Source organism: Streptomyces sp. NPDC020362, assembly GCF_040642095.1.
GTDB lineage: Bacteria > Actinomycetota > Actinomycetes > Streptomycetales > Streptomycetaceae > Streptomyces.
In genome coordinates, this window is the sequence record NZ_JBFAET010000043.1 from 1 (window position 1) to 12,529 (window position 12,529).

Consider the following 12,529-nt stretch of genomic DNA (forward strand, 5'->3'; position numbering starts at 1 on the left):
GAAGACCGGCCCTCCGCGCGGCGCGAGGGGGTACGCGATCCCAGGCCCGCCGAACGCGGCCTTACGATGGGTCCCATGACCGCTTCGCCTGGCCGCCGTGTCCTGCTCGCCGCCCCCCGGGGCTACTGCGCCGGTGTGGACCGCGCCGTGATCGCCGTCGAGAAGGCGCTCGAACAGTACGGCGCCCCGATCTACGTCCGGCACGAGATCGTCCACAACAAGTACGTCGTGCAGACCCTGGAGAAGAAGGGCGCGATCTTCGTCGAGCGGACGGAGGAGGTGCCGCCGGGCAACATCGTGATGTTCTCCGCGCACGGCGTCGCCCCGGTCGTGCACGAGGAGGCCAGGCAGGGCCGCCTCGCCACCATCGACGCGACCTGCCCCCTGGTCACCAAGGTCCACAAGGAAGCCGTCCGGTACGCGGGCGAGGACTACGACATCCTCCTGATCGGGCACGAGGGCCACGAGGAGGTCATCGGCACCTCCGGCGAGGCGCCCGACCACATCCAGCTGGTCGACGGCCCCGCGGACGTCGCCAAGGTCGAGGTCCGCGACGAGTCGAAGGTGGTCTGGCTGTCCCAGACGACCCTCTCCGTCGACGAGACCATGGAGACCGTCGACGCCCTGAAGGCGAAGTTCCCCGGGCTGGTCTCCCCGCCCAGCGACGACATCTGCTACGCCACCCAGAACCGCCAGCTGGCCGTGAAGCAGATGGGTGCCGAGGCCGAGCTGGTCATCGTGGTGGGCTCGCGCAACTCCTCCAACTCCAAGCGGCTGGTCGAGGTCGCCAAGATCGCCGGCGCCCGCGAGGCCTACCTGGTGGACTTCGCGGACGAGATCGACGAGGCCTGGCTGGAGGGCGTCACCACGGTCGGCGTCACCTCCGGCGCCTCCGTGCCCGAGGTCCTGGTCGAGCAGGTTCTCCAGTGGCTCGCCGAGCGCGGCTACGGGGACGTCGAGCTCGTCAAGGCGGCCGAGGAGTCCATCACCTTCTCGCTGCCCAAGGAACTCCGCCGCGACCTGCGCGACGAGGCTGCGGCCCTGGTCGCCGAGCGCGGCGGATCGGGTACGTCGGACGCGTGAGCGCGCGTCCGCCCGGGGCGTGACTGTCAGTCGTCCGTCGTAACGTGGAGCCATGCAGATCTTCGGCGTGGACATCGGCGGATCCGGGATCAAGGGCGCCCCTGTGGACCTGGACAAGGGCGATCTGGCCCAGGAGCGCTGCAAGGTGCTCACCCCGCACCCGGCGACGCCCGACGGCGTGGCCGACGGGGTGAAGCAGGTCGTCGACCACTTCGGCTGGACGGGCCCGGTCGGCCTGACCTTCCCCGGAGTGGTCACCGGCGGCGCCACGGTCCGTACGGCGGCCAATGTGGACAAGAGCTGGGTCGACACGGACGCACGCGCGTTGTTCAGCGGGCGGCTGAACGGTCTGCCGGTGACCGTGGTCAACGACGCGGACGCGGCGGGCGTCGCGGAGATGCAGTTCGGAGCGGGCCGCGACCGGGGCGGCACGGTCATCCTGCTCACCTTCGGCACCGGCATCGGCAGCGCCCTCTTCGTGGACGGCGCCCTCGTCCCCAACACCGAGCTGGGCCACCTGGAGCTGAACGGCCACGACGCCGAGAAGCGGGCCTCCAGCAAGGCCAAGGAGGACGGCGAGCTGACCTGGGAGCGCTGGGCCCGCCGCGTCCAGAAGTACCTCGCCCACGTCGAGATGCTGTTCTCGCCCGAGCTGTTCATCATCGGCGGCGGAGTCAGCCGCAAGGCAGACAAGTTCCTGCACCTCGTCGACGGCATCAAGGCCGAGATCGTGCCGGCCCAGCTGCAGAACAACGCCGGCATCGTCGGGGCCGCGATGCGCGCGGCGCAGACCCGGGCGTAGGACGCGGGGCGCGGGCCGCCGGTCAGCCGCGGCGCCGGCGACTCCGTACCCACCGCACCCGGCGTACGAGCACGATCACCCCCGCGACCAGCGTCCCCCCGTACAGCCAGCCCGCCTGTGTGGCGAGCCCGGTGACCAGGCCCATCAGGCGGCCGACCAGCCCCCCGTTGCCGTCGGCGACGGGGAAGAGCCCCGCGGCGAACCCGATCGGCACCACCACGGGAGCGGTGAGCAGGTCACCGCCGCGCACCCACAGCGCGGTGAGCACGCACACCGGCACGAACAGCACCCCGTACAGCGTCAGGGACCCCCCGAACAGCAGCTGGTCCAGGAGGCCGAGCACGACCATCACGGTCACGCAGAACAGGCCCCCGCCGAGCCCGGTGAGCCGGGGACCCGGCACCCCGCCCGCCGGCACCGGCCGGGCCGCCCGGACCGGGCCGGCGCCCCTCCCCGCCCCCGGCCGGTGCCCGGCCTGCTGCCGCCGTGACTGCGCCGGCAGCGGCGCGCCGGGCACGCCGCGTCGCCGTCCGCCATTCGGGGGTCGCGATCTGTGTTGCTCCATTGGACCAACTTAGGTCTGCTTATGTGCTTGGCCGGCCCCCAGACACGCCGACGGGGAGAGCTCGGCCAGGCGTTCGACGCTCCCGCGAGCCCCCTGCCCCGGACGCCGTAGACTGGTGGATCGGCCAGCGTCTCTGGCCCCTGGCAGCCCCTGGCCCTCTCATCTACGGGAAGTCGCAACGTGTCGCTCACGATCGGAATCGTCGGCCTGCCCAATGTCGGCAAGTCGACCCTGTTCAACGCCCTGACCAAGAACGACGTGCTGGCGGCCAACTACCCGTTCGCCACGATCGAGCCGAACGTCGGCGTGGTCGGCGTCCCCGACGCCCGCCTCACCAAACTGGCCGAGATCTTCTCCTCGCAGCGGACCCTCCCGGCCACGGTCGACTTCGTCGACATCGCGGGCATCGTGCGCGGCGCCTCCGAGGGCGAGGGCCTGGGCAACAAGTTCCTCGCGAACATCCGCGAGTCCGATGCGATCTGCCAGGTCATCCGCGCCTTCAAGGACGAGAACGTCGTGCACGTCGACGGCAAGGTCTCGCCGAAGGACGACATCGAGACGATCAACACCGAGCTGATCCTGGCCGACCTCCAGACGATCGAGAAGGTCCTGCCGCGCCTCCATAAGGAGTCGCGGATCAAGAAGGACATCGCGCCGAAGGTCAAGGCGGTCGAGGAGGCCAAGGAGATCCTGGAGAAGGGCGACACGCTCTTCGCGCACGGCATCGTCCAGGGCACCGAGCGCAACGAGCTGCTGCACGACCTCCACCTGCTCACCACCAAGCCGTTCCTCTACGTCTTCAACGTCGACGAGGACGAACTGGTCGACGAGGACTTCAAGAACGAGCAGCGCGCCCTGGTCGCCCCCGCCGAGGCGATCTTCCTGAACGCCAAGCTGGAGGCCGACCTCGCCGAGCTGGACGAGGAGGAGGCCCTGGAGCTGCTGGAGTCCGTCGGCCAGCACGAGCCCGGCCTGGCCACCCTCGCCCGCGTCGGCTTCGACACCCTCGGCCTGCAGACGTACCTCACGGCCGGCCCCAAGGAATCCCGCGCCTGGACCATCAAGAAGGGCGCCACCGCCCCCGAGGCGGCCGGTGTGATCCACACCGACTTCCAGAAGGGCTTCATCAAGGCCGAGGTCATCTCCTTCGGCGACCTCGTCGAGTCCGGCTCGGTCACCGAGGCCCGCGCCAAGGGCAGGGCCCGTATGGAGGGCAAGGAGTACGTGATGCAGGACGGGGATGTGGTGGAGTTCCGCTTCAATGTGTAGCGGGTGACATATCACCACGTCGCTGATCTGGCAAACATGCAGGTCAGGAAGGGTCCGACTCCTCGGAGTCGGACCCTTAGTTTTTTCCCGTGCTGGGATGGTGCTGGGATGGCTGACCCCTCGTCACCTGTCGTCATCCCTGGTCATCCGTACCGTGCTGGGATCGTGCTGTGATGGGATGGCAACGCCGTGCTGGATTTCGGACGCTGCGCTGTCCGATGCGAGGGGCTGGCGGGGGCGGATCCGTCCACACGCTTTCTTCACTGCTCTGGGCCTTCGCGCAGGGCCGGGCCGTGGCGCTTTTCCTACTCGTTTGACACACTCGGGGTATGGCCGAGACGACGTACAGCATCGGGGAAGGGCCGGCGACGCGGGTGAGCCTGTCGCTGCCGGAGGGGACCGCGGAGGCGATCCGGGCGCGGGTGGGTAAGCGAGAGTTCTCGGCGTTCATCGCTGAGGCGGTCGAGCGTGAGCTGCGTGGCCAGGTCCTTGACGAGTACTTGGCGGACTACGAGAGCCGCAAGGGGCCGGTCTCTGAGCAGGCCCGGCAGCGGGCGCGCCAGGTCTTCGACGAGGTGTTCGCCGAGGAGGCCGAGTGGCCCGCCGCAGGCTGAGTCACGAGGGGACGCTGATCCTCGACAGTGAGGGGCTCTCGAAGCTACTCGCCGACGACGAGCAGGTGGTGGCTCTGATTGCCGAGGCGCGCTCGCGCGGCATGGAGGTCGTGATCAGTGCGCTCACCATCATCGAGGCTGTCCACTCGCGTACGAACAAGTCCCGCCTGAACTGGGTGCTCTCCGGGTTGCGCGTAGTCCCGGTCGGTGACGAGGAGGCGAGAGCAGCCTCGAAGTTGCTGATGGACGCCGGTTTGCACGGGCACAAGTACGCGCTCGATGCGGCTGTCGCCGAGGCCGCGCTGCGACAGCACCGCCCCGTGGTCGTGTTGACCTCCGATATCGACGACATGACCAAGCTCTGCGGCGATCGGGTCCGGCTCGTGGCGGTGTGATTTCCCCTGGTCTGCTGCCGACTGGGCGGACCGGCTGCCGCGCGAGGGCCTCGTGCGCCGACTGTCCGGCGACAACCGCGGCTGCGAGGTCCCGCCGATGGCTGTGCACCTGTGTCAGCGCCGTGCCTTGGCCTTGATGAGCTGCTGGCCGAGTTCTGCCGCGCTGGACGGCAGCCCTTTCGTGCGCTGCCCGTATTGGGGATGTGCCTGGTCGAGCGTGGGGACGGTGCTGGTGGCGCGGTCCGCGGGTGCGCGTTCGATCACCGTGGTGCCGGTTTCCGCTTCGAGTACGGGGGCGTATCCGGCCTGGCGCAGTGCGCTGAGCGTCGTCTCCGGCGAGGCCGTGGAGATGGCCACGGTGGGTGCGATGCGTCGCAGTGCGAGTGCGGCGAGGCTTTTGGCCCGGGTGATTTCGGTGATCAGCGCGGTGTCGTCGGAGCGGATGCAGCAGGCGCTGCGTACGACGCGGAGCCGGCCGTGGGTGCGTGCCGTGTCCTTGATCGTGTACGTGAGTGGCTGGGGCAGCCGGGTGCCGTTCGCGCACACGGCTTGGAGACGTTCGAGGATGTCGTCGGCACTCCATCCGGTGTCGAGGGCGCGGCGCAGCGAGGCGGGGGTGATGCGCCAGACCACGGCGTGCCCTTCGGATTCGATGTCGCCGACGGCGGTGAGGAGTTCGGCCAGTTCGGTGGCGGGTGCTCCGGTGACGGTCGCGGTGGCGTCGGCCTGGAAGTGGGCGGTGGTGCTGGGCTCGGGCAGCGTCGCGCGCAGGCTGTCGCGGAGGCCGGCCACGGCCGCGGCCAGGTGGGGATGCCCGGCCAGGTCGGCGCCGACCGCCGCGGCGCCGGTCCCTTCGCTCGCGGGGTCGGCGTGCGCGCCGGGGACGGACGGGTAGTGCCGGTAGGCTCCCGTTTCGAGGAGCGCGTGTACGGCGCGGCCCGCGTCGGTGAGTGCTCCGTGCGCGATGAGCCCGAGCAGTTCGGCCTCGTCGAGGGTGGCGCGCAGCCGCTGCAGGAGGGCATCGGTGCCGTCGTGGTCGTCTCCGGTGTCCACGTAGTCGAGGTCGAGACCCGCGAGCAGGTCGGCGACCTTGCCCAGGCCGGCCGTCTTCGCGAGCGTGATGAGCTGCTCCAGGGGTGAGTGCTCATCAGCGCCCGCGACCGCAGGCGTCTCACCTTGCCCGTCGGAGGTGAAACGCTCCCGCGCGAGATCCAGGAACGCGGCGAGGTCACCGAGCGGCACTCCGTTCTCGTCGGCGCGCAGGGCGAGTTGTTCCAGTGGCTCCGGGTCCGTCAGGTCGGCGAGCAGGTCACCGGCGTCGTACGGACCGTCCGCGTCCGGTGCGTCGGGCTCGTCCGGCGCTGTCATGACGTCGTACAGAGCGGGCTGGAACCAGGCCGCGCGCTCCAGCAGCGAGCGCCGTGCCTCCCCCGTGGCCTGGGTCCCGTGTCCGTCGGGAAGCGCGGCGAGGGCGGCGAGCAGGCCGCGACGCAGCGGTACCGCGTAACCGTCGCTCGGGGAGACGAGTGCGACGGGCGGCTCGTCCGCGTCGGGCCAGCAGGTCAGCACCTCCGGGATCACCGCCCAGGCGGCCACCAGGGGCAGCAGTTTCCCGGCCGGTGTGGCGCGTGCCCAGGTGTCGTACGCGGACGTGGGCAGCAGTCGTGCGGACGGTTTCGTACGGGAAGCGGTGCGGCGGCCTCGGCCGCGTGCCGCGGGCGCTTCCTCGTCTGCCTTGGGGGCGGCGAGGCCCGCGTTCACCGCGAGGTCGAGCCAGAGCCTGGTGTCGGCCTCGCTCGCGCCCGCCGCCTTTGCCAGGCGCCGCGTCTCCCGTACAGAGATACCGCCCGTCTTGCGGATGGCGACGGGGGCCGTCGCCAGTTCCCGCAGGACGAGTGCGGCGCGCCAGGCGGCGGCCCCGGCGGCGATGCCGCCCTCGTCCTGCCAGGACGAGGGCAGCGCCGGCGCCGCGGTCAGAGGCGGCGGAGTGGTCCGCATGGTGGGAGACGGCTGCGGACCGCGCAGGGCGTGTCCCACTTCGTAGCAGAGTTCGACGAGGTCGGGGCCGACGGGTACGACCATGCCGCGCGCGGCGAGCCAGTCCGTGCCCGCATCGCCGCTGCCGCCGTCACGGAAGGTGAATTTGTCGCCGGGATGCCACCGCCGAGTGCTGCCGTAGGCGTTCGAGGCGATGCCCATGGACTCGTATCGGGAGACGAAGCAGTGGGTGTGCATCAGGGGCGGTCCCGGCACGAGGTGCTCCAGGAGATCGTGCGCCTCCTGGGGGGCCTGCTCGACCAGGGCGCGGACTCGCTGCGGATCACCCAGAACGGCGGTGATGCCTTCCTGTGCGGCGCCGCGTGAGAGTTTGTCGCCGAGGCCGAGCGTGGCCGCGATGCGCCGTACCTCGGGGGCGTTGAAGGCGCCGGTGAGCAGTTCGTCCACGCGACGCCCGTGGACCTGGCCCGCGGCGAGCCGGTGTACGCGTGCGGGCACCGCGAGTTGCCCGTCCGGGGTGGGCAGCAGCAGGGCTTGCTCCCGCAGCCGCGCGAGTCCCGACTTCACCCAGGAAAGTGAAGCCCCGCCCTCCTGAAGCCAGTTGAGCAGGTCATCCTCGGGGACGAGCCGGTCGTACGGCTCGATGCCGCCGCTTCGCTCATCGCCGTCGCCGAACCGCGGATACGTGTTCATCGGCGCATAGATGTTCTGCGCGGGCGGTCTGCGGGGCGGCCCGTACCGTTCCATGGCGCGTGTGCCGACGGCCTCAAGCAGATCCCAATGGGCCGCGTCGAGGGACAGCATCCCGGCCACAACCGACGTATCAGTGAGCAGATGTGCGGCTAGTACGCCGAAGCCGGTGATCCTCTCGTAGCCGGCGGCGCGCGGCAGCTCGCGCTCCTCCAGCAAAGTCGTCAGCCGCTCGGGCGCAAGCCCGGCCAGCCAGTGCTCAAGGGCGGCGACAGAGGCAATCCCAGAACTCCCAGACATCCGGCGAGCCTAGTGGCAACCGCTTCGCTCTACCCATGCGGGATGTAGGGGGCGGGGTGGGTTGGTAAAATACTGGATTTCATTCCATGAGATCCGGTACGAAGTTCTCACCCGACAGGGTCACCTCTGCTGTACCGGCCCACCCTGGCCGACGGCTCAGACGCGGTTCCCACGCTCGTCGCAGCCTGCCGCCGCGCCCCAGGAGCCCATGAGACGCGCACTGCCGCCGGACCGGGGACCGTGCTAGCCTGCGCAGCAGGGACGTCTTCAAGTAGCGACGCCCGATTCGCCCTAGGCCCCGCGGATGCGGGGCCTTTGTGCATCACGAACCCGGTTGGTCATCCTCTGACCCATGCTGCTCACACGCTTCGTGCACCACCCGACCGGCTACGTATGACCACAGCCGCTCACTCGTCTGCCGCGCCCGCGGGCTGGAGTCCTGGCCAGAAGCGAGCCTGCGGTACAGGTAGGCGACGAGGTCTGCAGCCTGGAGAAGGCGGCTTGCGCGGGACGGGGCGAAGTGGATCGTGTCGACGATCTCCGGGAGCCGGTCGCACCCTGTCCCGTCGATGCCGTCGCGCTGGTAGAGGCGGAAGTGCCGTTGGTGCTCGGCCGCCCCGTCGATCTCGTCGGCGATGATCAGCGTCCACTGCCCGTAGGCCCGCGCCTGATCGTTGACGCGGCTCAGCAGATCTTTCAGAACTCGCTGGTGGGGCGGCACAGGCAGTTCCGCCCGAGACGGGTACCGCTCCAGGTTCAGACCCCTGATGATGATCTGTACGTCATGCGCACCGATCGCCTTGAGCGCGTCACCGTAGACACCGATCCGGGCGCGCACCATGTCACCTTCCTTGGTGCGCATGGCTGCCCAGTCCTCCCTGGCCTGCAGCAATGCGTGCCCGTGGAGTTCGGCGGACTCGTCGACCGGGTATGACTCCGACGCCTTGCGGACCACCGCGTCGAGGGCGCGCTGCAGCGGACGCACATGATGCTCGGTGACGACCAGGGCCACCATCCAGTAACGCTGGCGGTCGTACGACTCGTCGACATAGGTCAGTAACACCGGGTGATTGTGGCACACAAGATTCGTACGGCACGCGCTTGTTGACCTGAGGGGCAGAGGCTCCGGCGGGTTACTGCCGTGTCGCCCAGCGCACCGCCTCGTCAAGGACGGACCGGGCCCCGTCGAAGTCCGCCAGACGGGCGGCGACGGTGCGTGTGGCGAGGTGCTCGGGCAGGGCGGCCGAGAACTTCAGGCCGTGTACGGCGCGGGGGTTGACCTCGGGCAGGACCAGGTGGTCGGCGAGGTCGGTGCGGGCAGCCTTCCAACTCTGCGCTGTTGTCGCCGCATTGAGGCGGATCCGCTCGTCGTCGGGCCGTTGTATGGGGTCGGCGAGTGTCCCGAGGGAGGCAATGAGGGTGGCGTTGGCGCGGAATCCGGCCCAGGTCCACCACTCGAGCTTGTCGTCCTCGCGGAGCAGGAGTGTGCCGTGCTCGTCGACGTGTGCGGCGCGGTTCTCGCGGACTTCGGCGAGGCGTGCTTGTGCGCGCCGGGTGAGGCGGACGGGCGGGTCCGCGCCGAGGAGTACGTCGCGCATGGCGCGGGTGAGCGGGAAGGAGAGGCCACTGAGCCCGTAGCTGTCCCAGCGGGCGCGGCCACCGCCGTCGGCGGGTTCGACGAAGGCGCGTCTGCGGTTGAAGTCGATATGGCCGACCTGCCAGCTTCGTCCGCCGAGGAGCAGCAGGCGCGGCCCCTCACGCTGTTCCAGCAGAAGCCGGGGGTCGATGGTGCCGAGGTCCTTGCGTCCGAAGTAGACGGTGAACTGCGGCGGGGCGGTGAAGGCCGCAGTGAGGGCCATGAAGTGGCGGCGGCCGAAGTGCTTCTCGGCCTGGGGACCGATGAAGAGGAGCCCTTCGTCGCTGTCCAGGAAGCCCTCGCCGACCAGGTACTTCATGATCGACGTCGCGCTCTTGTCGAAGGGGGCGAGACCGTTCCACTCCTCGTGCCAGGTGCGGTCGCCGAGTGTGTGCTGCTGCAGGGCCGCGGCGAGAATCTGCTGGGCGACGAGGTGGCGCGGCTGTGGCGGCGGGACGACGGGCTCGATCCAGTGGCGGCCCCACAGCAGGAGCAGTGCCGCGGCCTTCAGGAGGGCGGGCTCTTCAGTGGCGAGGAAGAGGGCGTTGCGTACGGTCCCGGCGCGCCGTCCCGTGCGGCCCAGGCGCTGCAGGAAGGCGGCGACGGTGTCAGGGGCGCCGATCTGGATGACCCGGTCCAAGTCGCCCACATCGATGCCGAGTTCAAGGGTCGAGGTGGAGACGATCACGCAGTCGCGGGCCTCGGCGAAGGCTTCTTCGGAGCGGCGCCGCTCGTCGAGCGAGAGGGAGGAGTGGGAGAGGTACGTCGTCACGCCGCGGAGGCGGAGTTTCTCGCCGAGTTCCTCGACCGATGCGCGGGAGTCGCAGAAGACGAGACGCTTTTCGCCGCCGTGCAGGAGGGAGATGAGTTTGGCCGCGTTGTCGAGGGAGCCCACGTAGTCGAGTTCGACGTCACCGGGTGGTGGGGTGCTTCCTTCAGGCGCCGTGAGCTGAACGCCGGGGGCGACGACGCGGCCCGCGCGCTCGTGTGGTCGCGCCCCTTGCAGCCAGTGCAGCAGGTCCTCGGGGTTGCCGACCGTGGCGGACAGGCCGATGCGCTGGATGCGCCGGCCTGCGAGGCGCTCGAGGCGTTCGAGCACGGCGAGCAGGTGCCATCCGCGGTCGTCCGAGGCGAAGGCGTGGACCTCGTCGACGACCACGGACCGCAATCCGCCGAGCATGTGTTTGTGGTCGGTCTTCTCGCTGATGAGCTGCGCTTCGAGGGATTCGGGGGTGGTCAGGAGGATGTCAGGGCTTTCTACCCGCATCCGCTTGCGGGCGGATTCCCTGGTGTCGCCGTGCCACAGCCCCGCCGTCCGGCCGAGCCATCCCGCGTAGGTTGCAAGGCGCGGTTCGAGGTTGTTGAGGAGGGCCTTGAGGGGGGCGAGGTACAGCACCGAGGTGCCCTGCCAGTCGCCGGCTTCCATGGCGGCGAGCAGCGGGAAGGAGGCCGCCTCGGTCTTGCCTCCCGCGGTGGGGGCGAGCAGCACGGCGTCCTCGCCGTCCATCAGCGGGTCGATGGCGGCCTTCTGTAGGGGGCGCAGGTCGGGCCAGCCAAGGCTGTTGACGATGTGGTGCAGGAGTACGGGGTGTAGACGGTCCGCCGGGTTCGGGCGGTCCGGCTGGTCCGGCGCCATCACAGCTCGAGACCGATGTCGTCCGCGGTCGCCGCGTTGCGTTCCACAGCGGTCAACTCGTTCCCAGAAACGGTCAGTTGGTAGTGGACCCGTGGGTCGAACTCCTCGAACTGGTCGATCCGGTCGAGGACGTCCCCGACGAGCTTCTTCAAGAAGATCCGCGGGGCGACGCCGACCTTCCCGCCCAGGTGCCCGCCTACGGCCTTGGCGAGGTCGTCGATATATGCCTCGTCGGCCACCGCCCGGATCCGCCCCGGATCGCCCGCTCCGGCGGCGTACAGGTCCCGTACCTTCAGTCCGAGCTGGACGAGTCGCTCCCCGGTGAAGCCCGGCAGGCGGATCTGTACGGCACGCGGGTTGTCGAAGCGTGGGTCGGTCGTGAAGTCGGTGGCGAGCCGCTGTGCGAGGGGGGCCAGCCGCTGTACCCCCTGTGGCCCGTCGTAGAAGGCCGGGGTACCGGTGATCACCAGGTAGAGGCCGGGGAACCGGCCGGAGTGCACCTCGTCGATGAGCTGGCGCAGCGCGTTGAGAGCCTTGTCGCGGGCGTCGGAGCGGACCCTCTGCAGCGTCTCCACCTCGTCGAGTACGACGACGAGGCCGGCGTGACCGGTGTCGCGCAGGACGGTGAGGAGTCCCTGGAGGAACCCGAGGGCTCCGAAGTGGTCGAGGTCACCGCGCACCCCGGCGGCCTTGCGAGCCGCCGCGGACACATGTGGCTGCCCGCCTAGCCAGGCGAGGACGGCGGCTGCCGCCGTCTCGTCCCCGGCTTCGAGCGACTGACGGTAACCGCGTAGCGCGGCGGCGAAGGCCGGTGCGTGCCGGGAGACCTCGGCGAGCCGTGCCGACATCAAATGGTCCACGGCGTCGGCGAGCGCGTCCTCGGCGACACCGTCGGCGAGGGCGTCCTCCTCCAGCGCGTAGAACCAGCCGTCGACGACCTGCTGCAGCGCGCTGGGCGGGAAGGCCGAGGTGGTGAGCCGCTCGATGAGCCGCCGGTAGACGGTTTCGAGTCTGTGCAGCGGCGTCTCGTTCTCCGACACCTGGATCTCGCTGACGGCGAATCCGCGGGCCTTGCCCCGCTCGGCGAGCCACCGGGTGAAGAACGTCTTGCCGGAGCCGTACTCGCCGCGTACCGCTTTGAAGACGGAGCCGCCGCCCGCGACGGTTGCCAGCTCCTCGTCCAAGGCGGGGGCGAACCGGTCGAGGCCGGTCGCGAGCAGATCGAGCCCCTGCTCAGGCACGGCTCCCCGCCGCAGCGCGTCCACGACGCCTCGCCGCCGGACGGCGCTGACCTGACCACGTACGTCATTCACCGCGCCATCCTCGCAAACCTGCTCCTCCTGCTGCCCGGGATCGCTGTGCACGATCCACTTCGGCACCGCGATCGTGGGGTCGAAAGCCCTGGTACGGGGTGAGCGGAAAGGGGTGGGGGGTGGTGATCGCGCCCGTACAATCGAACGGGGTGGGTTGTCGCGATGCCGGACACGAGCTACTCGCTGCAACCGTCGTAACCCACCGGGGTCGCCCTGGGTGGCGGGGCG

At 70.0% G+C, this 12,529-nt stretch carries 10 protein-coding genes; 5 read left to right on the forward strand and 5 right to left on the reverse strand.

The features are described from left to right. Positions 1–66 precede the first annotated feature (66 nt). On the forward strand, positions 67–1,083 hold the full coding sequence (locus AB0H32_RS18260; protein ID WP_361121109.1) for a 4-hydroxy-3-methylbut-2-enyl diphosphate reductase: 1,017 nt from the start codon (positions 67–69) through the stop codon (positions 1,081–1,083). 52 nt (positions 1,084–1,135) lie between these two features. Beyond that, a complete protein-coding gene (ppgK, locus tag AB0H32_RS18265) occupies positions 1,136–1,885 on the forward strand; it encodes a polyphosphate--glucose phosphotransferase (RefSeq protein ID WP_361121038.1) in 750 nt (249 codons plus the stop codon). Between the two features lie 22 nt (positions 1,886–1,907). On the opposite strand, the gene AB0H32_RS18270 is transcribed toward ppgK, so the two are convergent. Then, positions 1,908–2,450 (reverse strand): DUF6542 domain-containing protein, encoded by a 543-nt coding sequence (locus AB0H32_RS18270; RefSeq protein WP_361121040.1) that lies wholly within the window; start codon positions 2,448–2,450, stop codon positions 1,908–1,910. Positions 2,451–2,630: 180 nt separating this feature from the next. Between AB0H32_RS18270 and ychF the strand changes: the two genes are divergently transcribed. The 3 genes from ychF (at position 2,631) to AB0H32_RS18285 (ending at position 4,728) form a co-directional block, all read left to right on the forward strand. After that, on the forward strand, positions 2,631–3,719 hold the full coding sequence (gene ychF / locus AB0H32_RS18275) for a redox-regulated ATPase YchF (RefSeq protein WP_361121043.1): 1,089 nt from the start codon (positions 2,631–2,633) through the stop codon (positions 3,717–3,719). A gap of 329 nt (positions 3,720–4,048) precedes the next feature. Then, a complete protein-coding gene (locus AB0H32_RS18280; RefSeq protein WP_103541406.1) occupies positions 4,049–4,333 on the forward strand; it encodes a hypothetical protein in 285 nt (94 codons plus the stop codon). Next, entirely contained in the window at positions 4,315–4,728 is a 414-nt protein-coding gene (locus tag AB0H32_RS18285) for a DNA-binding protein (RefSeq protein WP_361121046.1), read from the forward strand. Before AB0H32_RS18280 ends, AB0H32_RS18285 begins: the two co-directional genes overlap by 19 nt. 114 nt (positions 4,729–4,842) lie before the next feature. Here AB0H32_RS18285 and AB0H32_RS18290 read toward each other — a convergent pair whose 3' ends face one another. The 4 genes from AB0H32_RS18290 to brxD all read right to left on the reverse strand — a co-directional run bounded on the left by AB0H32_RS18290 (position 4,843) and on the right by brxD (position 12,301). Beyond that, on the reverse strand, positions 4,843–7,716 hold the full coding sequence (locus tag AB0H32_RS18290) for a helicase-associated domain-containing protein (RefSeq protein ID WP_361121049.1): 2,874 nt from the start codon (positions 7,714–7,716) through the stop codon (positions 4,843–4,845). 322 nt (positions 7,717–8,038) lie between these two features. Next, complete coding sequence (locus tag AB0H32_RS18295; RefSeq protein WP_361121052.1) at positions 8,039–8,797, reverse strand: DUF3800 domain-containing protein; 759 nt, start codon at positions 8,795–8,797, stop codon at positions 8,039–8,041. 52 nt (positions 8,798–8,849) lie between these two features. Continuing rightward, the gene (locus AB0H32_RS18300; RefSeq protein ID WP_361121054.1) at positions 8,850–10,988 is read right to left on the reverse strand and encodes a DEAD/DEAH box helicase; all 2,139 of its coding nucleotides are present in this window, start codon (positions 10,986–10,988) and stop codon (positions 8,850–8,852) included. Continuing rightward, positions 10,988–12,301 (reverse strand): BREX system ATP-binding protein BrxD, encoded by a 1,314-nt coding sequence (gene brxD, locus AB0H32_RS18305; protein ID WP_361121057.1) that lies wholly within the window; start codon positions 12,299–12,301, stop codon positions 10,988–10,990. The genes AB0H32_RS18300 and brxD overlap by 1 nt, the downstream gene beginning before the upstream one ends. Positions 12,302–12,529 lie beyond the last annotated feature (228 nt).